Below are 25,221 nucleotides of genomic sequence, written 5' to 3' on the forward strand. Positions count from 1 at the left end.
GGCGAGGCGACGCCGTTATGATGTCCGCGCAACTCCATCCGAAATCTGACGAGGCTTGAAAGTGGAAATTGGTTTTTGCGGTCCCGGTCTGATGGGCGCGCCGATGATCCGGCATCTGCTGCGCGCGGGGCATACCGTGCATGTCTGGAATCGCACGCGGGCCAAGGCGGAAGCGTTATTGGCGGACGGCGCCACGGTGGTCGACACACCGCGCGAACTGGCCTCGCGATGCGAAGTGGTGCTGCTCTGTGTCGCGGATGCAGCGGCGGTTGAGGAAACGGTATTCGGCGCGGAAGGGCTGCTGAGCGCGGATGCCGCGGCGCCGGCACGGGTGCGCTGGATCGTCGATCACTCGAGCATTCCCCCGGCCGCGACGAGGGCATTCGCGCAGCGTGCGGCGACGGTTGCCGGCGTAACTGGGGCGGCAGGTATGGCAGGGGCGGCCGCGAGCGGTGGCAAGTCTGGGCAAGCGCTTGAGAGTGGGCGCACGGCTAGCATCGGCTGGATCGACGCACCTGTATCAGGCGGCGTCGCGGGCGCGACGGCAGGCACGCTGGCGATCATGGCGGGCGGCGCCATAGCGGACGTCGAGGCGGTGACGCCGCTGCTCGGCGCGTACTCCGCCCGCGTCACCCATATGGGCGAGGTCGGCGCGGGGCAAACCACCAAACTCTGTAATCAGGCCATCGTCACCGCGACTGTTGCGGCGATTGCCGAGGCAGTGAGCCTTGCGCAGCGCAGCGGCATCGATGCCGCCAAACTCACGCAGGGCCTGGCCGGCGGCTGGGCCGATTCGGTGTTGCTGCAGACTTTCGTGCCGCGTATGACGCAAAGCGGCCTCGCGCCGATCGGCGCATTCCGCACGTTCCAGAAGGACGTCGACACCGTTGCCGCGACTGCGTATGAAACCGGCACGCCGATGCCGGTTTCATCGACAGTCCAGCAACTGTTGCGGCTTGGCGCCGCGATGGGGCTTGCCGAGGCCGATCTGTCGGCCTTCATCGACGTTTTGCAGACGCCGCGCTGCGGCTAGAAGGGCGGCGGTCCGTATCAACGTGGCGTGAACGTAACGTGAACACGGCGTCACAACACGCGGGCGCGGCGCCTGTGTGGGTCGATTTCTCGATAACCTGCTAAAATATTGGGTTATTCGCCGATATCACCTTTAAGGACGCGCCGTGCTGTCTACCGCCAATATCACCATGCAATTCGGGCCAAAGCCCCTCTTCGAAAACATCTCGGTCAAATTCGGGGAAGGGAACCGGTATGGCCTGATCGGTGCGAACGGCTGCGGGAAATCCACCTTCATGAAGATTCTGGGGGGCGATCTGGAACCGAGCTCCGGCAACGTGATGCTCGAACCGAACGTCCGCCTCGGCAAGCTGCGCCAGGATCAGTTCGCGTATGAAGACGTGCGCGTGCTCGACGTCGTGATGATGGGCCACACGGAAATGTGGGCCGCCATGACCGAGCGCGACGCGATCTACGCGAACCCGGATGCGACTGACGACGACTACATGCACGCCGCCGAACTCGAGGCGAAGTTCGCCGAGTACGACGGTTACACCGCCGAAGCGCGCGCGGGCGAGCTGCTGCTTGGCATCGGTATCGCGATCGAAGATCACAACGGCCCGATGAGCAATGTCGCGCCGGGCTGGAAACTGCGCGTGCTGCTCGCACAGGCGTTGTTCTCGAAGCCGGACGTGCTGCTGCTGGACGAACCGACCAATAACCTGGACATCAACTCGATCCGTTGGCTGGAAGACGTGCTCAACCAGTACAACTCGACGATGATCATCATCTCGCACGATCGTCACTTTTTGAACCAGGTCTGCACGCACATGGCCGACATGGACTTCGGCACGCTGAAGGTCTATCCGGGCAATTACGACGACTACATGCTGGCCAGCACGCAGGCGCGCGAGCGTCAGCAGAACGCCAACGCCAAGGCGAAGGAGCGTGTTGCCGACCTGCAGGATTTCGTGCGCCGCTTCTCGGCTAACAAGTCGAAGGCGCGTCAGGCTACCAGCCGTCTGAAGATGATCGACAAGATCAAGATCGAGGAATTCAAGCCGTCGTCGCGACAGAACCCGTTCATCCGCTTCGAGTACGAGAAGAAGCTGCACAACATCGCGGTGGTGGCGGACAAGATCTCGAAGAAGTACGAGCGCACGATCTTCAACGATTTCAGCATCAGCGTGCAGCCGGGCGAGCGTATCGCGATCATCGGCGAGAACGGCGCGGGTAAGACCACGTTGCTGCGCTCGCTGCTCGGCAAGCTCACGCTGGACCACGGCACGGTGAAGTGGGCCGAAAACGCGAACGTCGGTTACATGCCGCAGGATACGTACGAAGAATTCCCGGACGACGTCACGCTGATGGAATGGATCGACGGTTATCGCCAGGAAGGCGACGACGAGCAGATGGTGCGCGGCACGCTCGGCCGTCTGCTGTTCAATGCCGACGACATCCGCAAGTCGGTCAAGGTGCTCTCCGGTGGTGAGAAGGGCCGCATGATCTGGGGCAAGCTGATGCTGGGCCGCCACAATGTGATGCTGATGGACGAGCCGACCAACCACATGGACATGGAGTCGATCGAATCGCTGCAGATCGCGTTGGACAAGTACGAAGGCACGCTGATTTTCGTGTCGCACGACCGCGAGTTCGTGAGCGGTCTGGCGAACCGGATCATCGAAGTGCGCACCGACGGCACGCTGAACGACTTCGGCGGCAACTATGAGGACTTCCTGCTGAGCCAGGGCGTGCAGTAAGCGCTTCTTGTTGCACGGTATCGCGTCAGGCAAAGCCCGCTTTTTCGAAGCGGGCTTTTTTCATGCCACGCGGCAAACGTTCCGCTTGCAGTTTGTCCCGACCCAGAAGGCCCCTGGTTTCGCAGATGCACGGATCCGCAGGCGTTGCAACGGAAGATCCATAGACCTCACCGTGAAGCGACCAAGATCAACTAATCGGACGTAAAACCAGACAGCTAACCAGGTTCATTGACCCAGCACAACGCGCGCCGCGCCCGACGACCGATTATCAGCGTTTCGATAGTTCATCCATCGGTTCGTCAATGCTCACCTCTCACTCGTTTCCCCCGCTTGTTATCCGCGGCCGCTCGCTGCTTCCGATCGTACAGGGCGGCATGGGCGTCGGCATCTCGGCTCACCGTCTGGCAGGCAGCGTCGCCCGCGAGGGCGCACTCGGCACCATCGCGAGCATCGACCTGCGCCATCACCATGCCGACCTGGTCGAACTTTGCCGGCAGTCGCCTGATCGGGCCACGCTCGAACAGGCGAACCTCACCGCGCTGGCTCGCGAAATTCACGCCGCCAAAGCGCTCGCCGGAGGCCGCGGCATGGTTGCCGTCAATGTGATGAAGGCAGTCAATGCGCAAGCAGACTATGTGCGCGTCGCCTGCGAGAACGGCGCTGACGCGATCGTCATGGGCGCGGGCCTGCCGCTCGACTTGCCGGACATGACCCAGGCCCACGATATCGCACTGATCCCGATTCTGTCCGATAGCCGCGGTGTCGCGCTGGTGCTGAAGAAGTGGATGAAAAAAGGCCGTTTGCCCGATGCCGTCGTGATCGAACATCCGGCCCACGCGGGTGGTCATCTCGGTGTGGCCAATCTCGCCGACCTGCAAGACCCGCGCTTCGACTTCCTGCGTGTGCTCGAGGAACTCGAGACGGTGTTCACTTCGCTCGGCCTGAGTCGGCAGGACGTGCCTTTGATCGTCGCGGGTGGCATCAATAGTCACGAAGCCGTGCGCGAGCTCCTGAGCGCCGGCGCCAGCGGCGTGCAACTCGGCACACCATTCGCCGTGACCGAGGAAGGTGATGCGCATCCGAACTTCAAGCGCGTGCTGGCCGAAGCAACACCTGACGACATTGTCGAATTTGTCAGTGTGACGGGGTTGCCCGCGCGCGCCGTGAAAACGCCGTGGCTGATGCGCTATCTGCGCCACGAAACAAAAATTCGCGACAAGCTCGGTGCGCTCAAACACGTTTGTCCAACCGCGCTTGAATGCCTAAGCGTCTGCGGTTGGCGTGACGGTGTCGAGAAGTTCGGCCACTTCTGCATCGACACGCGGCTCGCCGCGGCATTGCGCGGCGATGTGGCCAACGGTCTGTTCTTTCGCGGGCGCGAAGCGTTGCCGTTCGGCACGGCCATTCGCAGCGTCCACGACCTGATCGAACTGCTGCTGACCGGTGCGACGCGACCCGCTGTCGCAGGGCGATGGGCGTTTTCGCTGGGTTGACGCGGGTCAACGCGAAGCCTGGCGGGACCTTCGACAATCCCCGCACGCACACAAACACTCGGGGAAGCACATGAAGCACTCGCTCAGGAACAGAATCAAGGCCACTGCCGTCGCAGCGTGCCTGTTAGGCGCGGGCGCGTTGGCGCAGCAGGCGCACGCACAGGTTGCCGGCGGCGATCAGATGAACGGCATCCACGCCGGCGACGTACTGGTGCGATTGCGCGCAATCAGCATCATGCCGGACGTGAAGACCAATCAGTCGCTGTCGGCACTCAATGTGGGCGTCAACAACGCCATCGTGCCGGAGTTGGATTTCACCTACATGATTCGCGACTACCTGGGCGTCGAACTGATTCTCGGCACGTCGCGTCATCAGTTGACCTCGAGTCTCGGCAATCTCGGCGGCGTGAATGTGTTGCCGCCCACGCTGTTGTTGCAGTACCACTTCAACCACGCGGGGCGTATCCGTCCGTACGTCGGTGCGGGTCTGAACTACACGTTGTTCTATAACAACGGCCTCAGCGCGGGCGGTCAGTCGATCTCGATCAACAACCACAGCTTCGGTCCTGCATTGCAGGCCGGTGTAGACGTGCAGGTGACCAAATCGCTATTTGTCAACGCGGACATCAAGAAGATCTGGATGCACACCGACGCAACGCTTGGCGGTCAGCCGCTCGGCCGGCTGAATATCGATCCGTTGGTGGTGGGCCTGGGTGTCGGTATGCGGTTCTGATCACCGTTCGCGCTGGAGAAGCCTCGCTCCTCATGCAAAAACGCCGGAACTTCCGGCGTTTTTTATTGCAATTTCGATCCGAATCGGGAGATGGATTCGCCGACAGGCATGGCCCGTGAGGGCGGCCACAGTGTCAAAGGGCTATAACTTGTCGTTCTTGAAACGCATCGCCGTGCCGTCCTGCTCGATGCGTACCCAAACGGCGCGCTTTTCCTCGTCGCTCAGGAATACCCAGTTGGACACTTCGGTTGCGGTGCGGCCGCAGCCTTTGCAGACTTCGTCGAAAAGCGTGGAACAGACGCCGATGCACGGGCTGTCGGGAAGATCGTGGAGATTCGAAGCCATCGGAAACCTTGGGGCGGAAAAGCGGAGTTCCGCTATGTTAGCCGATGCGGCGAACACACTCCGGCGTGACCCTCGTCGTGGCACGGATACACGCACGGTTGGCCGGATCCACACGCAGTGCTCGTGCCGGTCCGAATCACGCGCGTCAGCGCGAAATGCTGTACCCGATCCGCGCCATCCAGTGCTGGCGGTTGTTGTAGTCGAGCAGGTCCTCGCCGTATCCGTTGAAATACCCCACCCAGATATAGCCGCCCCACGCACTGCCCAGCAGTTTGGCCAGCGGATAGGTGAATTGGGAGTCGATGCTGCCGTACCAGTGTTTGGTGCCTTTGCGCAACGTGGTCGCGAGTTGCCAGCCGTCGGCGCTGCCGTATTTGACCAGCAGATCGACGTAGCCGCGATAGTCGGCGATATCGGGGTTGTTGCTCGTGCCGAGGTAGTAATAGATTTTCGGCGACACGGTCAGATGCTTACCCTCAAGGTTGCCGAATTCCCATGTCGGACGGATGAAGGGCATGTTGATGCTGCGCGAGTCCGAACCTGCCTTGCCGTTCGATTCGTGCGCGAAGCCTGCGGCAAAACCCATGCGCGTGAAAAATGGGCTGCGCCATCCGGTGTCCGGCACGTAGTAGAACAACTGCGGGGAGTAGGTTGTGTCGCGAAACGGCCGCGAATCGGCGGACAGATCCCAGATCGAGGTCTGTGTGTAGGCGAAATACAGGTTGTCGCGCAGGGCCTTTGAGCGCAAATCGTCCGGCATCAGGATGCGGTATTTGAAACTCAACTGCAGCCTCGCGTTCGTATCGCCGTTGTGGCCGACGGCGAAATACATCGGTTCGTAGTAGGAGAGGTGCGAGAGAATGCCACGTCCGGTGGTGGCCAGCGAGTCGCCGGGCGGGGACATCGCGTCCCCCGTCGGCCCGTCTACGGCGGCGGCCTGTTCGGCGACCTGGGCAGGCGTGGTTGCCCGGCTCTCGGCACGCTCCGCCTGGGCAACCGCGTTCTGCTGCGGCCCGCGGTTGATCGCGACAATCGCCGACGATGCGTCGAATCCCACCGGGTCGATCCGGACTTCGCCGCGCGCTGACTGCGGCCAGGGCGCCGAAAACCTTACTTTGCGAAACTGGCCGGGCCGCAAGTTCAAGGTGTCGGGCACACCGGGTTCTCGCTTGAGTTCGAGCGGTTGCGGCGCCTGTTCCGCGCTGCTCAAGTTCACGCGGAGCGTCGGCGGGACGACGACCTTGAGAGGCTTCGCGTCGTCGGCGGAATAGAGCAGGGTGAGTTGCAACGGTTCGTCGGCGGCGGCCACGCGCGCCGGCTGCAACATGGCGACCGTCGCATGAGCCTCACCGGAGAGTGCGACGATTGCAATGAGCAAGGACAGGAAGGTGCTGCGTGAAATGCGCGGGATGGCGTGGCGAGCTTGTGGCGGCGTGGCGGGGGCGAGGTTAGCGAAGAAAGCGTGAAAACGCATGGGGTGTCGTCCTGATAGCAAGGCAGCGAGCCAACGGGCGACGGTTGTGTGTCAAACAACGACACACCGGCACACCGGACTGGCCGCGCAGGGCGCTAGAAAAAAGCGCGAAAGTGGCTCAAAGCGCCAACCGGATGAATACCGGCGGCGGCCGCCAACCGGGCAGCATGAAACGCGCCGCGCCGCTGCGGGCAGCGGCACGGGTCACGACGAGATGTTCGGAGAATACTTACAAAATCACTGCATCTGCAAATGGTTCGAGCCAAATCAGCTTTATCGGCTGAACGCCAACAGCCGCAACAGCCGAACAGCCGCAACAGCGCGCCGTCGAACCAGATGGGGAACGCAGCCTGGAGCCCGCGCTGTCAGGCCAGCCGGGCCAGCGTCAGAGTCAAGCCGCGCCGTCTTCGAGCCGCCGCGCGCCCATCGCGCGTCTTGCCGTGTCGGCTGGTATAGGCTTCTATCGAGTGAGCTGCACGGCATAAAATTCGTAGCAAGCGGCCGTTGACTGCAGCCCCGATGCAAACCGGCAGCGGCGATGGCGCCACAACGGGGCGGCAGGACAGCGGCGCAATACCGAGGCTGCCACTGGTGTTTTTTTCGGGTAGACACGCGCCGATAACCCGCTAAAATTGCGCCCATTTTGTAGCGGCACGGCTTGCGCTGTACCGTTTGCGCGACATCTCAGCATTTTTTTTGGTGCGCGCAATAATTAATGGTAGTTTTCGGGTTTTTCAGGGGAGCCGCGAGCGGTGTGCCGCGGCGTGGACGAAGATGGCCGGCTCGGGACGGTCAGGATCGGAGAACGGAATGAAAAGACGGGTAGTGGTGCAAATGGCGGCGCTGGTCTTGTGCGCGACGCCCTGGTTGACGGCCGCTGCGAAAGATACGCAGTTGAACGTGTATAACTGGTCCGATTACATTGCCAAGGACACCATTCCGAACTTCACCAAGCAGACCGGCGTCCAGGTTAAATACGACAACTACGACAGCGACGACACGCTGCAAGCCAAGCTCCTCACAGGTAATTCGGGCTACGACATCGTCGTGCCGACCAGCAATTACGCCGGCAAGCAGATTGCCGCCGGCATCTTCGCGCCGCTCGACAAATCGAAGCTGCCGAACCTCAAATACCTCGACCCGTCGCTGATGGCCCTCGTGGCCGGCGCCGATCCCGGCAACAAGTACACGGTACCCTGGGCATACGGCACGACCGGCCTCGCGTACAACGTCACCAAGGCGCAGCAGATCCTCGGCAAGAATGTGCCGCTCGACAACTGGGACATCCTCTTCAAGCCGGAAAACATTTCGAAGCTGAAAGCCTGCGGCGTGTCCGTGCTCGACGCCCCGGACCAGATGTTCGCCGCCGCGCTGCACTACATCGGCCGCGATCCGATGAGCACGAATCCGGCTGACTACCGTGCCGCGCTCGAGATGATGAAGAAGATCCGCCCGTACATCACGCAGTTCAACTCGTCGGGCTATATCAACGATCTGGTTGGCGGTGACGTGTGCTTCGCCTACGGCTGGTCGGGCGACGTCGTGATCGCCAAGCATCGCGCGATCGAGGCGAAGAAGCCTTACAAGATCGAGTACTACATTCCGAAGGGCGGCGCTCCGGTGTGGTTCGACGTGATGGCGATTCCGAAGGACGCGAAGAACAAGGAAGCCGCGCTCGAGTGGATCAATTACATCGAAACGCCGCAGGTCCATGCCGCGATCACCAACGCCGTCTACTATCCGAGCGCTAACCTCGAAGCGCGCAAGTATGTGGACAAGGACGTGGCGAACGACCCGGCTGTGTACCCGTCGCCTGAAGTCATCAAGACGCTGTTCCTGTTGAAGCCGCTGCCGCCGGAAATCCAGCGCCTGCAAACGCGGCTGTGGACTGAATTCAAGTCCGGCCGCTGACTCGCAGCGGGAGTGAACGGGTAAGTATCATCATGAAGCCCTCGGTGTCCACCGGGGGCTTTGTTCGTCAAAAGCCGGAGTAAAGCATTGTGATGAGTAGTGACCAGTCGGGCGCGCTGGCAGGGACCGCCGCGCCGTTTCCGGGCCTGAGCGCCCAAGCGGGCGACGCAGCAGAGAATTTCATCCAGATCGTCGACGTCGTGAAGAAATTTGGCGAGACCGTCGCGGTGAAAGGGGTCAACCTGTCGGTGAAAAAGGGCGAGCTGTTTGCGTTGCTCGGCAGTTCCGGCTGTGGCAAGTCGACCTTGTTGCGCATGCTGGCCGGGCTCGAATCGATCACGTCGGGCAAGATCTTGATCGACGGGGAAGACCTGGCGCAATTGCCGCCTTATCGCCGGCCGGTCAACATGATGTTCCAGTCGTATGCGCTGTTTCCGCACATGACGGTCGAGGCCAACGTCGCGTTCGGCCTGAAGCAGGAGGGCGTGCCGAAAGCCGAACTGAAGGACCGTGTGCAGAATGCACTCGATCTTGTGCAGATGGGCCGCTTCGCGAAGCGCAAACCGCATCAGCTCTCCGGTGGTCAGCAGCAGCGGGTGGCGCTCGCGCGCTCGCTCGTCAAGCGGCCAAAGCTGTTGTTGCTCGACGAACCGATGTCGGCACTCGACAAGCAGATCCGTCAGCGTACGCAGATCGAACTGGTGAATATTCTCGACAAGGTCGGCGTGACCTGCATGATGGTCACGCATGACCAGGAGGAGGCGATGACGATGGCCGATCGTCTTGCCGTGATGAGCGAGGGTGAGATCATCCAGCTTGGCACGCCGCACGAAGTGTACGAGTATCCGAACAGCCGCTTTTCGGCCGAGTTCATCGGCTCGACCAATCTGTTCGACGGCAATGTCGTCGAAGATGAACCCGATCACGTGTTCATCGAAACGCCCGATCTGCCGGTTCGTCTTTACGTAAGTCACGGCATTACCGGGCCGCTCGGCATGCCGGTGACGATCTCGGTGCGGCCCGAGCGCATCGCACTCACGCGCAAGCCACCCGAAGGCACCTACAACTGGGGCAAGGGCGTGGTGACGAACGTCGCCTACATGGGCGGCTATTCGCTGTATCACGTGAAGCTCGACGCCGGCAAAACGGTGATCGCCAACGTGACGAGCCTTGCCTTGACCGAGATCGATCCGCCCGCCTGGGGCGACGAAGTCTATGTGCGCTGGAGCGCGTCGGCCGGTGTGGTGCTGACGTCATGAAGCGCTCGATCAGTTCTCTCGCGTCGTGGCCGGTGCGCCGTTTCAATCTGACCGGCCGCACCGCAGTGGTGGCCGGCCCGTTCATCTGGCTGCTGCTATTTTTCCTCGTGCCGTTCCTGCTGGTCGTGAAGATCAGTTTTGCCGATTTGCAGCTTGGCATTCCACCCTATACGGAACTCACGACGTATACGGATGGCGTGATTCACGTCGCGCTGGACCTGTCGCACTATGCGTTTCTGCTGACCGACAGCCTCTATTTCGCGACCTATGTGAATTCGGTGGTAGTCGCGGCGGTGTCCACGCTGCTGTGTTTGCTGATCGGTTATCCGATGGCGTACTACATTGCGCGATCGAATCCGGCGAGCCGAAATTTGCTGATGATGGCGGTGATGCTGCCGTTCTGGACCTCGTTTCTGATTCGCGTGTATGCATGGATCGGTATCCTGAAGAATAATGGTTTGCTGAATAACTTCCTGATGTCGACGGGGCTGATCCATACGCCGATCGAGTTGTATCACACCAACACGGCGGTTTATATCGGCATGGTGTATTCGTACCTGCCGTTTCTCGTGATGCCGCTTTACGCGCATCTGGTGAAGATGGACATGACCTTGCTGGAAGCCGCCTACGATCTCGGCGCGAAGCCATGGCGCGCGTTCTGGCAGATCACCTTGCCGTTGTCGAAGAACGGCATTATTGCGGGTTGTTTGCTGGTGTTCATTCCGGCGGTCGGCGAGTATGTGATTCCGGAATTGCTGGGCGGTGCGAACACGTTGATGATTGGCCGCGTGATGTGGAATGAGTTCTTCGACAATGCCGATTGGCCGATGGCGTCTGCCGTGACGTGCGCGATGGTGTTGTTGTTATTGGTGCCGATGGCGTTTTTCCAGTACGCGCAGGCGAAGGCGATGGAGGAAAGGCGCTGATGAAGCCGAACCGGATTTTGCAGTTCATTGCCCTGGGGATCGGGTTTCTGTTTCTCTACATTCCGATCGTGAGTCTGATTGTGTATTCGTTCAACGAGTCGCAACTGGTCACGGTGTGGACGCGGTTTTCCACGCGCTGGTATGCGGCGTTGTTGCAGGACGACGAGTTGATTGCGGCGGCGTGGTTGTCGTTGCGTGTGGCGTTGCTGACGGCGTTTGCGTCGGTGATTATCGGTACGTGGGCCGGGTTTGTTCTGGCCCGCATGGGGCGGTTTCGCGGGTTTACGCTTTATACCGGGATGATCAATGCGCCGCTGGTGATTCCCGAGGTGATTCAGGGGATTTCGTTGTTGCTGCTGTTCATCGAAATGGCCAAGTGGTTGGGGTGGCCTGCCGGGCGCGGCATTTTCACGATCTGGATCGGGCACGTGATGTTGTGTATTTCCTATGTGGCCATCATCGTGCAGTCGCGTGTGAAGGAGTTGAATCCTTCTCTTGAAGAAGCCGCGCTTGATCTTGGGGCGACACCGCTCAAGGTGTTTTTCTTCATTACGTTGCCGTTGATTTCGCAGGCTCTGGTTTCTGGGTGGCTGTTGTCGTTCACTTTGTCGATTGACGATCTGGTTCTGTCGGCGTTTTTGTCGGGACCTGGGTCGACGACGCTGCCGCTGGTTGTGTTCTCTCGCGTTCGGCTTGGGTTGAATCCGGAGATGAATGCGTTGGCTACGTTGTTTATTGCTGTTGTTACTGTTGGGGTGGTTTTGGCGAACTATTTTATGCAGCGGGCTGAGAGGAAGAGGGCTGTTATGGCGGTTTAGGTTTTTTTGCCTGTTCGGCGGGGGTGGTGTTGATTTCGCTCTTTGGCCTTTCCTTGCTTTGGTAGTGGTCTATTAGCGTTCCCCCTGTGCGGGGGGGCACCTACTTTTCTTTGCCGGCCGCAAAGAAAAGTAGGCAAAAGAAAGCGGCTCACACCGCCAGCTCATAAGTGGGTCCCCCGCACAGCCACGGTAGTGGTGCATCTGGAATCTGTCGCCTCGCACACTCCGCCTCAGTGACAAGGCAGTCATACCTCCGGCGGCGCTGCGCGCGCCGATACCCCGTTCACAACACCGTTGGTCGCGTTTCGTGGTCCAGCCGAAATTGACGCGGGGGCGACCTCAAAACCCAGGATATTGGCGCATTCGGCGCCTCGCCGAGGCGCAGCCGATGGCCCCCGCTGCGCGAAACGAAGCCCCCAGGTTTCCCAAGCAGACCCGTCCGCGACGCACGCAGTGCGGAGTGGGAGCCGATGAGTGCTTTGTCAACGGCGCGGAGTGTGCGAGGGCACAGATTCCAGATGCACCACTACCGTGGCTGCGCGGGGGACCCGCTTAGGAGCTGGCGGTGTGAGCCGCTTTCTTTTGCCTACTTTTCTTTGCGGCCGGCAAAGAAAAGTAGGTGCCGCCCCGCACAGGGGCAACGCTAATAGACCACTAACAAAGCAAGGAAAGGCCAAAAGACCAACAACAGAACAGACCACTACGACAGCAAAGGCAACGCCCAAAATCCAGCTCAACGACCCCCCGCCGAGCAGGCAAAAAAAACCATCAAACCTTATACCCAACCCGAACCGCACCCCAATGCCTCCCGGCAACAAACACAGGCGCCGACGCATCCTTCATCAAAACAAACTGCCCGCCACCCATATCGCGCCGATAGGTCTGCAGCAAAAACTTCTTGACATGCGACGCAGCCGCAATCCCGGTACGATCATCGAACATGCGCCGATTCCGGCAATTCGCCATATTCCAGACCACATCGTCGCGCTGCGGCAAAGAAAACTTCAGATTATGCGTAGGCAAATACCCGCGCACGTCCACAGCAGCGCAAAACGCAACACGTGGATCAAGCCCGAGTAAAGGCTCCTGAATCGCAGGCAGAACCCGATCGGTAAAAGCAGTAAACCGCGTAACAAACTGAGCCGGATTGCTCCCGGCAACAGGCACATACTGCTGATCGAACAGATCCTCAATCGACACTTCACCGCGAGCAACAGCCGTCTCAAACACCTTGCCCACCGCCGCCGCGGCCCGCTGCACGGCTTCGATAAACGGCGTATCCGTCGTCTCCACCCCGGTGGCCGCGGTCAGTTCGATCAACGTCTCGGATACGCCGAGCAAATTCCCCAGCCGGTCCTTCGCCTGGACGAAGTTCTCGCTCGAATCCTCGACCCCGCTCGCCATCTCCAGCACCTGAGCCTCAAGCCCGTTGCATTGCGTCTCGATCTCCCCAGTCAGCGCGGCGATTTGCCCAGCTTCGTCGTTGAGCTGCGTAATCGCATCGCCCGTCGCATGCACGACGTCACCGATCTTGCGGGTGCCCTCACGAACCCGGTGCGCACGCGCCGTATTCATCGAGCCTTCGCTGATCAACTGCTCGGTCTGCTGAGTGAGCTGTGCCAGCGTCGTTTCGATCTGGCCGGTCGCCTGCGCGGTCTTCGCCGACAGGTTCTTCACCTCGGCTGCCACTACCGCGAAACTCTTGCCGGAGTCGCCGGCGCGCGCAGCTTCGATCGCGGCGTTGAGGGCCAGCAAATGCGTCTGACGGGCGATCAGCGAGATCTCCTCAGAGACGCGGCTCACATGCGCCAACGCACTGCGCAGCGCGCCAATCTGGCTCTCGATCACCGTCACGCCTTCCACCAGCCCGTGAATGTCGGCGAGCGACGCCTCCAGCGTCTGCTGCGACTCCTGCACACCCGTTGCGGCGCCGGCCGACACGCTGCGCATGGCGCGCGCGGCGGTGGCAATGCGATGATTGCCCGCGAGCGTTTGCGCGGCGGATTCGCGCAGGGCGCGGCATACCTGCGCCTGATGCTGCACGCGGGCGGCCACTTCTTCGACGTGGCCCGATACGTCGCAGATTTCTATTCCCAGTTTGCCCGCTTGCGCGGCAATATCGCCGACGACCGTTTGTGAACGGCCGGCCCGGTGAAAGCTGAAACGCGTCATGCTGGTCTCCTTGATGGCGCGGTGGGGTAGGGTCGGTTCGCGCGGTCACCGTTTGCGGATGCCGCGTCTTCTCGCATGTTTACGGCGCGCTTTCTGTCGACTTGATGCGGGGTATCCCGCAGTCGTTATGATGTGCACTCGCCGTACCAACCCGCCGCCACTCATTTCTCACCAGCCAACCATGATCGACTCTTTCGCACGCGTTTCCGGCTGGCAGCAGCTCTATCACCTGTGGGAACTGATCGTGATGCTCTGCAAATTCCTTTGGGGACTGCTGCGCCTGCTCGGAGGCGGTTGAGCGCGTAGCGTGCAAGCGAACGGTCAGACCGGCGCGCGGCGGCTGTCCCCAGTGTCCCGAGCACGCTCGGCGCTCGTGTCGAGAAACGCGCGCAGATCGGTCATTACGCGCTCGGGCGCCTCTTCCATCGGAATGTGACCGAGTCCTGGATACATCACCGATTTCGCACCGGGAATGCGGCTCGCAAACTCGGCCGCGTGCGCAGGAGGGATCCAGCGATCCTTCGCCCCCCACAGCACCAGTGACGGCACCTTCAGCGTCTTCAGCACATTAGTGTCGATATCCTTGAAATCGAGCGTCGGCACCATCTTGCCGATCGCCGCGCGCGTGCCTTCGCCGTGGAAGAATTCGACGTAACGCCGCAGCGTCACCGCATCGATCTTGCGCGGATCGCCGTACACGTTGCGCACCGCGCTCTTGATGATGGCTTCGGGCAACCACCACGGCGAACTGACCCGCACCAGCGCGCTATTGAAGAGGCCAATGTAGATCGGCAGTTTCATCGGAAATCCGGCCGAGTCGATCAGGACGAGCCGCTCGACGGCCTCGCGGTGGCGCACCGCGTAATCCCACGAAATCAGGCCGCCGAGCGAGTTGCCGATCAGCGTCGCGCGCGAGATGCCGAGCGCCTGCATGAACGTGTCGATGAAACGCCGGTACGTGGGCAGGTTCATCGTTTCGATCTCGCCGGTGTTCGAGCGCAGCGGTCCGGTCACGCCGAACGGCGGCAAATCGAGGCGGATCACGCGACGCTCGCGCTTGAGTTCGTCAGCGACGCGATTCCACGTATGCAACGAAGAGGCGAAACCGTGAATCATCACGATCGTATCGCCGCTGCCTTCGTCGACGTAGTGCACGTCGGCGCCCATGATCTTGACGAACTTCGAGCCGCTTTGCGTATAGCGCCGCTGTAACTCGGTGCGCGGCACACTGGTGATGCCGAGGCGCGCGGCGAGCGAGCGGGGCGGCAGTGGCGCGGTTGATGCTGGTGTTCCGGGCGTTGCGGATTCGATGCTTGCCATGATTGTTGTCTCCCTTTAGTTTGAAGCAGATCGTCCCAGCGTCATCGGTCTCGCGAGCAGCCTCTCAGCCCCCGCACGCCGCCTTAAGGCGCGAAGCGATAATCGTGCGGCCGCACACGCCGCGTGCGTTTGCGAAAACTGAATGTGAAACCCGGCCACAATGCCGTGACCTTGCCGCTTTTCGTCTGATACCAGCTATGGCAGCCGCTAACCCACACGGAGTGCTGCATCTGCTTTTGCAGACGTTCATTGAATTCGCGCTGCACGTCCGCCCGCAGGTTCATGGTGCGAGCCTTGCGTCGGCGCAGCACGCGCAGGCAATCGGCGATGTACTGCACCTGCGACTCGATCATGTAGATCATCGAGTTATGACCGAGGCCGGTATTCGGGCCGACAATCATGAAGAAGTTCGGGAAGTTGGCGACACTGGTGCCCAGATACGCCTCCGGTCCGTCGCGCAGCCACGTCGCGCCAAGATCCGCGCCGTCGAGGCCGCTCACCTCGAATGGCGCGCCCACGTCGTTGACCTGGAAGCCGGTGCCGCAGATGATCGCGTCGACCGGGTGGTGCGCGCCGTCGTCGGTCACGATGCCGTCGGCGACGATTTCGCGAATGCCGGTCGTCACCACGTCGACGTTCGGCTGGCAGAGCGCCGGATAGTAGTCACTCGACAGCAGCACGCGCTTGCAGCCGAGCCGGTAGTTCGGCGTCAGCCTGGCGCGCAGCGCGGGGTCCTTGACGCGCCGCTCCAGATAGCTCATGCCGAACTTCATCGGCAACTTCATCAGTTTCGGATTGACGACGAACGCCACCGCGCGCGATTCGAGTTGCCAGTAGATCGCGTTGCGCACGAAGCGCTGCGTGAACGGCAGATGGCGGAACAACCATCGCGCGCGCGGACCGACCGGTTTGTCCGGCTTGGGCATGATCCATGGCGCGGTGCGCTGGAACAGTTCGAGTCGGGCGACGCGTGGCTGGATCTGCGGCACGAACTGGATTGCGCTGGCGCCGGTGCCGATCACCGCCACGCGCTTGCCTTCGAGCGGATAGTGGTGGTCCCAGCGCGCCGAATGAAACAGTTTGCCTGCGAAACGTTCGAGCCCCGCGATTTGCGGCATGGCCGGCCGCGATAACGGGCCGCTCGCGGCGATTACCACATCGGCCTCGATGTTTTCGCGTGTGCCGTTTGAGTCGATCTCGACTTGCCAGGTTTGCCGCGCTTCGTCGAAACGGGCCGAGACCACGCCCGCATTGCAGCGCACATAGCGATCGACACCATATTTGCGCACGCAATGCTTGAGATAAGCGAAGATTTCCGCCTGGCCGCCGAACGCGCGCGACCACGCCGGATTCGGCTCGAACGAAAACGAATATAGATGCGACGGCACATCGCAAGCCGCGCCGGGGTAGGTGTTGTCGCGCCAGGTGCCGCCAATATCGCCGGCTGCCTCGTAAATCGTGAACGACGTGATGCCCATCTGCAGAAGGCGGATCGCCATGCCGATGCCCGCAAATCCGCTGCCTACTATGGCAATGCGTGGCGCGGCGGGTTGGGCGGATGAAGCAGGCGTCACGGCGGGTCTCCAGGGTAGACAGAATCAGGGTGTCTACATATGTCTACACCCGCATAACGCGCAGGGTAGACAACTGTACACTTCGCGTCAAGATCGTTTAGAGTACGACTATTAAACGCGCGAACCGCGCTTTGACTGAAAGCTCATGAACTCCGTACCCAAAGCGGCATTCGCCGCCGACCATGGCTCGGTTGCCGGGCAGGATCTTGCGCCCGGCAAGCGCAAGCTGATCGAAGCCGCGTTGCGTCTGACCGCGGGCGGACGCAGCTTTGCAAGCCTGGGTCTGCGCGAACTGGCGCGCGAGGCGGGGCTGAATCCCAACACGTTCTATCGCCACTTCGACACGCTCGACGACCTCGCGCGCGAGGCGGTCGAATCCGTGAGCCGCCGCTTGCGGCCGATGTTGCGGCGCGAGCGCTGGCTGGCCGCGCACGACGAGCCGCAAAGCGTGCCGCGTCGTGCGTGTGTCGCTTTTTTTGCGTTTGCACTGGAGAATCGGGAGGCGTTTCTGAGCGCGCTGGTCGAGTATCACGGCACCTCGCCGGCGCTGCGTGAAGCGGTGCGGGCGAACCTCCACGAGGTGTCGGCAGAAATGGCGGACGATGTCGTGCAACTGGAGTTGATGCCGACGCTCACGCGCGCCACCGTCGACGAAGTCTGCACGCAGATCGTGCTGCAGTTGTTCCATCTGTCAGCGGAGTACATCGACGGGAACGGAGCGCGCCGGGAAGCGCTGGTCGCGTATGCGGAGCGTTTCATTGTCCGGCTGTTCGCGGGTTCGGTGCTGCTGGCGCAGCATGAGCCGGTGAGGGCGTCTGCGGCAGTGGGGGCATGACGAGCCTAACGGGAGAATCGACATAAAAAAACAGGCTCCGTACAGGAGCCTGTTTTCATTGCAGCTTGAGAGCGGTATATCGAGCAGCGTTCAGTTGCTCAGGTGTCGCTCCAACTGCTGGAATCGTCGTTGCTGCCCAGGTCGACGCCACCGCCGCTGTTGTCGTTCCAGTCGTTCGAGCCCTGGCCGAAGTCGAGACCGCCGCCATTGCCGCCGTCGCCACCGCGGCGGCGCGTTTCGTCGTCGACGATCACGTCACGTTCCACGACGCGATCACGCCCGGAATTCAGCGCCTCGCCAAGCAGTACGCCGGTCAGCAAACCGCCCATGCCGCCGCCGAAACCGCCGCCGCCTTGTTGCACGATGACCTGCGGCTGCTGCTGATACGGTCCTTGCTGCGGATAGGGCTGCGGCGGGTTGCCGAAACGCTCGGCTTCCTGTGCATACGGCGACTGTTGTGTGCTGGCGGCCGGTGTGGCATAGGGATCGGGCCGCCCGTCGGCGCGGGCGCGCATGCTGCCGATGCGCTGCTCCAGTTCGTCGAGCTGATACGGCGGCACCGGATTCTTGCCGTTCGACAGCGTTTCGACGAGACCGCGCAACTGTTCTTCGGTCGATTCGACTTCTTTCTCCAATGCCTCATGACCTTGCACGGTGGAAAGCTTCACGTCGAGCTTCAACGAGCGCACGGCGTTGAGCATCTCGGTCGCACGCTTGAGTTGCACGCGGCGATCATCGTCGGCGCGCGAATCGTCTTGCGAGCGGGCGCGGCGCAAGGTCCAGCGCAGCACCAGTGCGATCACGCCGATCAACAGAATGATGCCGACCCACATGCCGATGCCGGGGCCATGCCGTTGCGGCGCCTGCGGCACCATCGCGGACTGCTGCACGGCCGGCGAATTCTGCTGCACGAACGGGTTGGCTGCGCGGTTCGTGGTGTTGCCACCGGCCTGTTCAGCGTCCTTGCGGATCCGCGCTTCGGTTTGCGCGAAGCGGGTCGGATCGGTGAAGCGGATTTGTGGGTCGAGTGTCTTGGCCTGTTGCACCTGGGCGAGGGCGTCGGCATAGCGGCCTTCGCGATCGAGCACCTGGCTGTACAGGTAGTGCGCGCGGGCATTGTTCGGATGCGCCCGCAACACTTCGCTCAAACCGGCATCGGCTTGCTGCCAGTTGCCTTGCGACATGGCGGATTCGATCTGCTGGACCGTCGGCACAGCAAACGCCGCAGCCGATACGAACAGCAGCGACGCGAACACGCTTGTGAGAAACTTTTTCATTTGCGGACCGGGTGCGATGCACCCGTCTCCTTCAGTTGATACCGGCGGCCGGCGTATCCGGCGGCCGGCGCATCCGGTGGCCGGCATACCGGCGGCCGGCACACCGGCTGCGTGACGGCCACCGGTATTTACTGCTGATGCGATCACTGCGCCGGCGTGTTGAGCTGCTTCTTCAACGCTTCGAGACGATCTTCAACGGACGGACCGCGGTTCAGATCCGCGAGCTTGTCGTCGAGCGCCTTGCCGCTCTTCACGTCAGCCGAATTCAGGCGCGCGTCGGAACGGGCATTCGACAACGCAACCTTGTCTTCCAGCTTCTGGAAATCTTCAGACAGATTCTTGCCGCCGATGCCGCCCAGCGCGGTGGCCGCAACATCTTTAGCCTGAGCGATCTGCTGCTTGGCTTGCAGAATATTCGAGCGCGCGTTCAGGTCGTTACGACGGCCACGCATGTCGTCGATCTGGCTCTTCAATTGCGCAACCGACGGCTCCAACGTAGTCAATTCCTTCGCCAGCGCATCGCGCTCGGCTTCGGCCGTGGCTTGCGCGCCGAGGGCTTCGCGCGCGAGCGCTTCGTCGCCAGATTGCAGCGCGCGCTTCGCGCCGTCTTCGTACTTCTTCGCCTTGTCGGCGGCAACATCGCGCTTGCTCTGTTGCGTGGCGACTTGCGCTTGAATCTCGATCAGCGAGTTCTCGGCTTTAGCGATGCTCTCGTCGAGTTCGCGCACAATCTGGCGTGAATCACGCGACGGATCCTGCACGGAATCGGCTGCGTCGTTCAGGAGACCTTTAAGCGTGCGCGAAATGCTGTCAAAAAGCGACATGAAAACCTCCAAAGAATGAAATCGGCGCTGAATAATTCCCACGCGCTTTAACTGCTTTCCGATACTACTTTACGCCGCTACGCGAGAAGCTGCGCAACGTTCGGACCGGATTTCGGGGCGCGCTCGCCGATTGCAATAGCGACGCGATAAATTTACGGTTTGCAACCGATTTACACATTGCGTCAGCGGTTAAAACGCGCGGCGAGTCATTCAGCCGTCCGCGGATATTACACCACGCATTCTCTTAAAACCCCCTTAAAGGGCGCGATGACGCCAGCGCTTCCATTTGTATTCTGGCATCCATGCGGCGGGCATTCGAGCAACGAGTGTCGGCGCGGCGAGTGTCGCGGATGTGAACGGGCGTGCCAGGAGCGGCTTGCCTGCCTCGAGCGATAACGTGCCGATGCGAGGCGGATCAGGTTGTTCGATTGTCAACCTGTGCTTTTATGCGAAGCGGCCGCCTTCCGTGCTGGGATCGCCCTGGGGATCGTCTTCGTCGCGCACGGCCCTGACACGCGGACGTTTGAGTGCGTTGCGCACCTGCGCTTGCATGTCGTCCGGTTGCTGCGCCGAGTCCGCAACGGACGCCGCTTTGGCCGCAGTGACGCGCGCCACCGCTTCGGCGGCCGCGGCGGCTTCGATTTCCTCGGCGGTGGCGGTGAGCGCGGCCAGTACACCGGCCGGCAGTAACGGCCCAGGGCTTCCGCCTGCGGGTGTACCTAATAATTCATTCGCCTGCGCTGCCGCCGCGCCGTCCGCCGATACGGCAGTCTCGTTGTCACCACGGGTTCGCAGGGCAGGCGGGAGCGCCGCCCGTGCGTTGCGCGTGCCTTGTGCGACGCGCTGCAGCGCCGCGTCGAGCGCGTCTGGCGCGCGCGGTGCGCGCAGCCGGTCGACGATGCCGGCCGCTTTCACCTGCTCGCTGGTCGCGCCAAAACTTAACACCGCGCGCCGCATCAGTTCGCTGACGCTAATGCCCAGATCGTCGGCGATGGCGGCGATCGCGCGTTTCTGAGCGGTCGTGACGAATACGACGATGCGTTCGCTGGGCTTGTTCATGGTCGGCTCGCATACTTGTTGGCATTGGCGATTCAAGGCGTGTTTCTGGCGTACGCCGTCGCGCGCGCCGTTGATGACCCGCGCGCCGAGTCCATCATATGACGAGTTGCGCCGATGCGGAACGGGCGCAACGTGAAAATCCCGTGACATCAACGAGTTGTAGCGTTTCCGGCGGGCTTGTCCACAGGCCTTTCAACAATTTCTGTTGATAACCCTGGCGGGCCGCGCCGGGCGCCTGTCCGCTTGCTCAGGACACCCGCTGTTGCGCCTCGCGAAGGGAATTCTTACAAAAAAACTGTCTTGGACGGCGCTTGATTTCTTTAAAATGCGCTGTTACGTTGCGCCGGACAAGTCCCAGGCGTGCCGTGCGGCCGCCCGGGGGCGTAGGGCCGCGCGGTGTTTTGCGCCTCATGCAGAAAGGCGTTGAGTTGCGCGCCTAACATTCCAGTCATGCCAATCATCAAACGACCGCATTCCTCAAACTCTCCGGCTGGTGAAGACCGGGACGCCTACCACCGCACTCCAGGACGCAACGCTGCTTCGCGCGACGCTGAGGCCGGTCGCCGGTCGCTCGGCGTAACCATCGTCATCGGGTTTTTCGGTCTGCTGGCGACACTCGCCGTAGTGGGCGCGCTGATCGTCGGTTACGCGCTCGTGGTGATGGGGCCGCAACTGCCGTCGCTCGACGCACTGACCGACTATCGGCCGAAAGTGCCGCTGCGGGTGTACACCGCGGACCACGTGCTGATCGGCGAGTTCGGTGAGGAGCGCCGCAGCATCGTGCGCTTCCAGGACATTCCGGACCAGATGAAAAAGGCCGTGCTCGCGATCGAAGACTATCGCTTCTACGAGCACGGCGGCGTCGACTTCGTCGGCATCTTGCGCGCGGGTGTCTCCGACCTGATGCATGGCGGCGCCTCCCAGGGGGCAAGCACGATCACGATGCAGGTGGCGCGCAACTTCTTCCTCTCGAGCGAGAAGACCTACACCCGCAAGATTTACGAAATGATGCTCGCGTACAAGATCGAGCGCGCGATGACCAAGGACCAGATCCTTGAGGTCTACATGAACCAGATTTATCTGGGCGAGCGCTCGTACGGTTTTGCCGCGGCCGCGCGCGTGTATTTCGGTAAGGATCTGAAAGACATCACGCTGGCTGAGGCCGCGATGCTGGCGGGCCTGCCGAAGGCGCCGTCCGCATATAACCCGGTGGTCAATCCGAAGCGCGCGAAGATCCGTCAGGAATACATTCTGAAGCGCATGCTCGAGCTGAAATACATCACGCAGGACCAGTACGACCAGGCCGTCAAGGAAGAGATTCATACGCGCAATCCGGGCAACGAATACAGCGTGCATGCCGAGTACATCGCCGAAATGGTTCGCCAGATGATGTACGCGCAGTACAAGGACGAAACCTATACGCGCGGCCTGAACGTCACCACCACGATCGACTCCGCCGACCAGGACGCCGCCTATCGCGCGGTGCGCAAGGGCGTGATGGATTACGAGCGACGTCACGGCTACCGTGGGCCGGAAGGCTTCGTGCAATTGCCCGCGCCGGGCGACGACCGCGATCAGACGATCGACGATGCGCTCACCGATCACCCCGACAACGGCGAAATCATCGCCGCCGTGGTGACGGACGCGAATCCGAAGCAGGTGAAGGCGCAACTGGTCGACGGCACCGAAGTGACGATCAGCGGCGACGGCCTGCGCTTTGTGGCCGGCGCGCTCTCCGCACGCGCAACGGCCGCCACGAAGATCAGGCCGGGCTCGATTGTGCGCCTCGTCGCCGACGACAAGGGCAACTGGCAAATCACGCAGCTTCCGCAAGTGGAAGGCGCACTGGTCTCGCTCACGCCGCAGGACGGCGCGATTCGCGCGCTGGTGGGCGGCTTCGACTTCAACAAGAACAAGTTCAACCACGTGACGCAGGCGTGGCGCCAACCCGGTTCGAGCTTCAAGCCGTTCATCTATTCGGCGGCGCTCGACAAGGGGCTCGGACCGGCCACGATCATCAACGACGCGCCGCTGTACTTCCCGCCCAGCACGCCGGGTGGCGACGCGTGGGAGCCAAAGGACGACGATCAGCCGGATGGTCCGATGCCTATGCGGCTCGCACTGGAGAAGTCGAAGAACCTGGTGTCGATTCGCATCCTGTCGTTCATCGGCACCAAGTACGCGCAAGATTTTGTCACGCAGCGTTTTGGTTTCGATGCCGACAAGACCCCGCCGTATCTGCCGATGGCGCTCGGCGCGGGCCTCGTCACGCCGCTGCAGTCGGCGGGCGCCTACTCGGTGTTCGCGAACGGTGGCTACCGCATCAATCCGTATCTGATCAGCGAGGTAACGGATGCGCGCGGCGAGCCGCTCTCGAAAGCGCAACCGCTGACCGCCGGCCGCGATGCGCCGCGCACGCTTGAACCGCGTAACGCGTACATCATGAACAGCCTGCTGCATTCGGTGGCCACGGCCGGCACGGGTGCGGGCACCAACGTGCTGCATCGTTCGGACTTGCAGGGCAAGACCGGTACGACCAACGACGCGAAGGACGGCTGGTTCGCCGGTTATCAGCAGTCGCTGGTGGCGGTGGCGTGGATGGGTTACGACCAGCCGAAGAGCCTCGGCAGCCGCGAGTTTGGCGCGCAGCTCGCGTTGCCGATCTGGGTCGAGTACATGCAGCGCGCGTTGCGCGGCGTGCCGCAAAGTGAGCCGGCGCAGCCGGACGGCGTGACCTCCGTCGACGGCGAGCTGTTCTATACGGACATGACGCCGGGTAACGGGTTCGTGGCCAGCATCGGCCTCGATTCGGCGAATCCGACCGCCGGCGCGAGCGACGCGGTGGGCGGCGTGGGGCCGGCTGGCATGACACCACCGGCGGTGCCGGTGCCGAGCGTCTCGTCGAATGAAAAGAAACAGATCATGGATCTGTTCGAGACGAACAAGCCTTGAGCTCCTCTGGCGCTTCTTGTCGGGGGGCGGCTGACGGCGTAGCGGGTCTGTGCGGCTTACCCGGAGCCGCACAGGCTTGATTTTTGAAAGGGCGGGGAATCGCGGCCTGGCGCGGATCAATGGCGCTATACGGGTGAACCCCTCCCGCAGTTTTTGTTCCCGCCTCTGCCAGTGTGTTTTAATCACGCCTGCGGTGTTTTCAGACTGGTCCTATCCGGACGCTCGATTCCCGAGCGGTTTTAGCCTCCAGCACTGCTGTGCCTCGTCGCGAGCGAGGCGTCCATCTTCGAAAGTCGTGCCGCGCGAGACCCATTTACGCGTGCACATGCCACTTCGCCCGTGGGTGACCGTCAGGTTGCAGCGGCTGGGGTGATTGTCATCCAGCATCCACCGGGCAGTTGCCTCTTGAAAAGTCGAATACTCATCTGTCTGATGACAGGTCTGCTGCGCGCGTTCGCTCTGCTGCCGTACGGCGTCGTTGCGCGTATCGGAACGGGCATTGGTGCGTTGCTGTACCGGATCCCGAGCGCGCGCCGGCGCGTCGTGCATACCAATCTCAGGCTATGTTTTCCCGACATGAGCGACGAAGCGCGCGAACGCCTCGCGCGGGCGCATTTCTGTCATGTCATCCGCAGTTATGTCGAGCGCGGCCCGCAATGGTTCGGCAATGCGCAGTCGCTGGCGCGTCTTGTCGAAGTGGAGAGCGCGATCGATCTCACTGACATGCAGGGCAAGCCGACGATTTTTGTCGGTTTCCATTTTGTCGGGATCGAGGCCGGTTGCATGATGTATTCGACGCGGCATCCGGTTGCGTCGCTGTATACGCCAATGTCGAATCTCCTGCTCGACGCGATGGCCAAGCGGCAGCGCGGGCGTTTTGGCACGGAGATGATTCCGCGCAGCGATAGTGTGCGGCGTGCCCTGCGCGTGTTGCGGGAGGGCAAGCCCGTTATGCTGGCTGCCGATATGGATTTTGGGCTGCGGGATTCGGTGTTTGTGCCGTTTTTTGGTGTGCCGGCTTGTACGCTCACGTCCGTTTCGCGGATGGCGCGGGCCGGGAATGCGAGGGTGGTGCCGTTTGTTACTGAAGTCTTGCCCGGCTATCGCGGGTATAAGCTGACTATCTTCGACGCGCTAAGTGACTTTCCTTCGGATGATGTTTCGGTTGATGCACGGCGGATTACTGAGTTTCTTGAGACGCAGGTGCGTCGGATTCCTGATCAGTATTATTGGGTGCATAAGCGGTTTAAGAATCGGCCTGTTGGGGAGGCAGGGGTTTATTAGCGCGGGGCGCTGGGTTGTTGGTTTTTTTGGTCTTTTGGCCTTTCCTTGTTTTGTTAGTGGTCTATTAGCGTTGCCCCTGTGCGGGGCGGCACCTACTTTTCTTTGCCTGCGGTGTGTGTCAAGGTAGTTGTCGCCTGAACCGTTACGCTGCCTGCTTGTATCTGTGAGCCGATGCCAGGGTGCGCTCCGGATTC

19 protein-coding genes are annotated in these 25,221 nt (G+C 61.6%); 11 read left to right on the forward strand and 8 right to left on the reverse strand.

Features of this window, described 5'->3' with window-relative positions:
• The first annotated feature begins 61 nt into the window (after nucleotides 1-61).
• From HWX91_RS19065 to HWX91_RS19080, 4 genes are all read left to right on the forward strand, one after another.
• On the forward strand, nucleotides 62-1,033 hold the full coding sequence (locus tag HWX91_RS19065; RefSeq protein ID WP_028199280.1) for an NAD(P)-dependent oxidoreductase: 972 nt from the start codon (nucleotides 62-64) through the stop codon (nucleotides 1,031-1,033).
• A 145-nt stretch (nucleotides 1,034-1,178) separates the two neighbouring features.
• A complete protein-coding gene (locus tag HWX91_RS19070; RefSeq protein ID WP_028199279.1) occupies nucleotides 1,179-2,771 on the forward strand; it encodes an ABC-F family ATPase in 1,593 nt (530 codons plus the stop codon).
• Between the two features lie 302 nt (nucleotides 2,772-3,073).
• Nucleotides 3,074-4,264: an NAD(P)H-dependent flavin oxidoreductase gene (locus HWX91_RS19075; RefSeq protein WP_028199278.1), complete on the forward strand. Its 1,191-nt coding sequence runs from the start codon at nucleotides 3,074-3,076 to the stop codon at nucleotides 4,262-4,264.
• Between the two features lie 70 nt (nucleotides 4,265-4,334).
• Entirely contained in the window at nucleotides 4,335-4,997 is a 663-nt protein-coding gene (locus HWX91_RS19080) for an OmpW/AlkL family protein (protein WP_042276499.1), read from the forward strand.
• A 141-nt stretch (nucleotides 4,998-5,138) separates the two neighbouring features.
• On the opposite strand, the gene HWX91_RS19085 is transcribed toward HWX91_RS19080, so the two are convergent.
• Nucleotides 5,139-5,342, reverse strand: coding sequence for a DUF1289 domain-containing protein (locus tag HWX91_RS19085; RefSeq protein ID WP_028199276.1), 204 nt, complete (start codon nucleotides 5,340-5,342; stop codon nucleotides 5,139-5,141).
• A gap of 145 nt (nucleotides 5,343-5,487) precedes the next feature.
• The gene (locus HWX91_RS19090; RefSeq protein WP_028199275.1) at nucleotides 5,488-6,816 is read right to left on the reverse strand and encodes a phospholipase A; all 1,329 of its coding nucleotides are present in this window, start codon (nucleotides 6,814-6,816) and stop codon (nucleotides 5,488-5,490) included.
• An 810-nt stretch (nucleotides 6,817-7,626) separates the two neighbouring features.
• Between HWX91_RS19090 and HWX91_RS19095 the strand changes: the two genes are divergently transcribed.
• The 4 genes from HWX91_RS19095 (at nucleotide 7,627) to HWX91_RS19110 (ending at nucleotide 11,730) form a co-directional block, all read left to right on the forward strand.
• Nucleotides 7,627-8,727, forward strand: coding sequence for a polyamine ABC transporter substrate-binding protein (locus tag HWX91_RS19095; RefSeq protein WP_028199274.1), 1,101 nt, complete (start codon nucleotides 7,627-7,629; stop codon nucleotides 8,725-8,727).
• A 92-nt stretch (nucleotides 8,728-8,819) separates the two neighbouring features.
• Nucleotides 8,820-9,986, forward strand: a complete 1,167-nt coding sequence (locus tag HWX91_RS19100) for an ABC transporter ATP-binding protein (RefSeq protein ID WP_028199273.1) — start codon at nucleotides 8,820-8,822, stop codon at nucleotides 9,984-9,986.
• Nucleotides 9,983-10,912: an ABC transporter permease subunit gene (locus tag HWX91_RS19105; RefSeq protein WP_028199272.1), complete on the forward strand. Its 930-nt coding sequence runs from the start codon at nucleotides 9,983-9,985 to the stop codon at nucleotides 10,910-10,912. The genes HWX91_RS19100 and HWX91_RS19105 overlap by 4 nt, the downstream gene beginning before the upstream one ends.
• Nucleotides 10,912-11,730, forward strand: coding sequence for an ABC transporter permease subunit (locus tag HWX91_RS19110; RefSeq protein ID WP_028199271.1), 819 nt, complete (start codon nucleotides 10,912-10,914; stop codon nucleotides 11,728-11,730). The genes HWX91_RS19105 and HWX91_RS19110 overlap by 1 nt, the downstream gene beginning before the upstream one ends.
• Before the next feature lie 768 nt (nucleotides 11,731-12,498).
• On the opposite strand, the gene HWX91_RS19115 is transcribed toward HWX91_RS19110, so the two are convergent.
• The 3 genes from HWX91_RS19115 to HWX91_RS19125 all read right to left on the reverse strand — a co-directional run bounded on the left by HWX91_RS19115 (nucleotide 12,499) and on the right by HWX91_RS19125 (nucleotide 16,796).
• The gene (locus HWX91_RS19115; protein WP_028200652.1) at nucleotides 12,499-13,902 is read right to left on the reverse strand and encodes a methyl-accepting chemotaxis protein; all 1,404 of its coding nucleotides are present in this window, start codon (nucleotides 13,900-13,902) and stop codon (nucleotides 12,499-12,501) included.
• 321 nt (nucleotides 13,903-14,223) lie between these two features.
• On the reverse strand, nucleotides 14,224-15,222 hold the full coding sequence (locus HWX91_RS19120; protein ID WP_028200653.1) for an alpha/beta fold hydrolase: 999 nt from the start codon (nucleotides 15,220-15,222) through the stop codon (nucleotides 14,224-14,226).
• An 83-nt stretch (nucleotides 15,223-15,305) separates the two neighbouring features.
• Nucleotides 15,306-16,796: a flavin-containing monooxygenase gene (locus tag HWX91_RS19125; RefSeq protein WP_028200654.1), complete on the reverse strand. Its 1,491-nt coding sequence runs from the start codon at nucleotides 16,794-16,796 to the stop codon at nucleotides 15,306-15,308.
• 145 nt (nucleotides 16,797-16,941) lie between these two features.
• On the opposite strand from HWX91_RS19125, the gene HWX91_RS19130 reads away from it, so the two are divergent.
• Entirely contained in the window at nucleotides 16,942-17,631 is a 690-nt protein-coding gene (locus HWX91_RS19130; RefSeq protein ID WP_028200655.1) for a TetR family transcriptional regulator, read from the forward strand.
• A 98-nt stretch (nucleotides 17,632-17,729) separates the two neighbouring features.
• Here the strand turns inward: HWX91_RS19130 and HWX91_RS19135 are convergent, their stop codons facing one another.
• The 3 genes from HWX91_RS19135 to HWX91_RS19145 form a co-directional block, all read right to left on the reverse strand.
• Nucleotides 17,730-18,908, reverse strand: coding sequence for a tetratricopeptide repeat protein (locus HWX91_RS19135; protein ID WP_028200656.1), 1,179 nt, complete (start codon nucleotides 18,906-18,908; stop codon nucleotides 17,730-17,732).
• 143 nt (nucleotides 18,909-19,051) lie between these two features.
• Nucleotides 19,052-19,732 carry a PspA/IM30 family protein gene (locus HWX91_RS19140; protein WP_028200657.1) on the reverse strand — a complete coding sequence of 227 codons (681 nt, stop codon included), beginning with the start codon at nucleotides 19,730-19,732 and terminating at the stop codon, nucleotides 19,052-19,054.
• Between the two features lie 444 nt (nucleotides 19,733-20,176).
• Nucleotides 20,177-20,791: a hypothetical protein gene (locus tag HWX91_RS19145; RefSeq protein ID WP_028200658.1), complete on the reverse strand. Its 615-nt coding sequence runs from the start codon at nucleotides 20,789-20,791 to the stop codon at nucleotides 20,177-20,179.
• Between the two features lie 450 nt (nucleotides 20,792-21,241).
• Between HWX91_RS19145 and HWX91_RS19150 the strand changes: the two genes are divergently transcribed.
• Nucleotides 21,242-23,743, forward strand: a complete 2,502-nt coding sequence (locus HWX91_RS19150; protein ID WP_028200659.1) for a penicillin-binding protein 1A — start codon at nucleotides 21,242-21,244, stop codon at nucleotides 23,741-23,743.
• A gap of 405 nt (nucleotides 23,744-24,148) precedes the next feature.
• Complete coding sequence (locus HWX91_RS19155) at nucleotides 24,149-25,027, forward strand: lipid A biosynthesis lauroyl acyltransferase (RefSeq protein WP_028200660.1); 879 nt, start codon at nucleotides 24,149-24,151, stop codon at nucleotides 25,025-25,027.
• Nucleotides 25,028-25,221 lie beyond the last annotated feature (194 nt).

This window comes from Paraburkholderia fungorum, from assembly GCF_902833645.1.
Classification (GTDB): domain Bacteria; phylum Pseudomonadota; class Gammaproteobacteria; order Burkholderiales; family Burkholderiaceae; genus Paraburkholderia; species Paraburkholderia fungorum.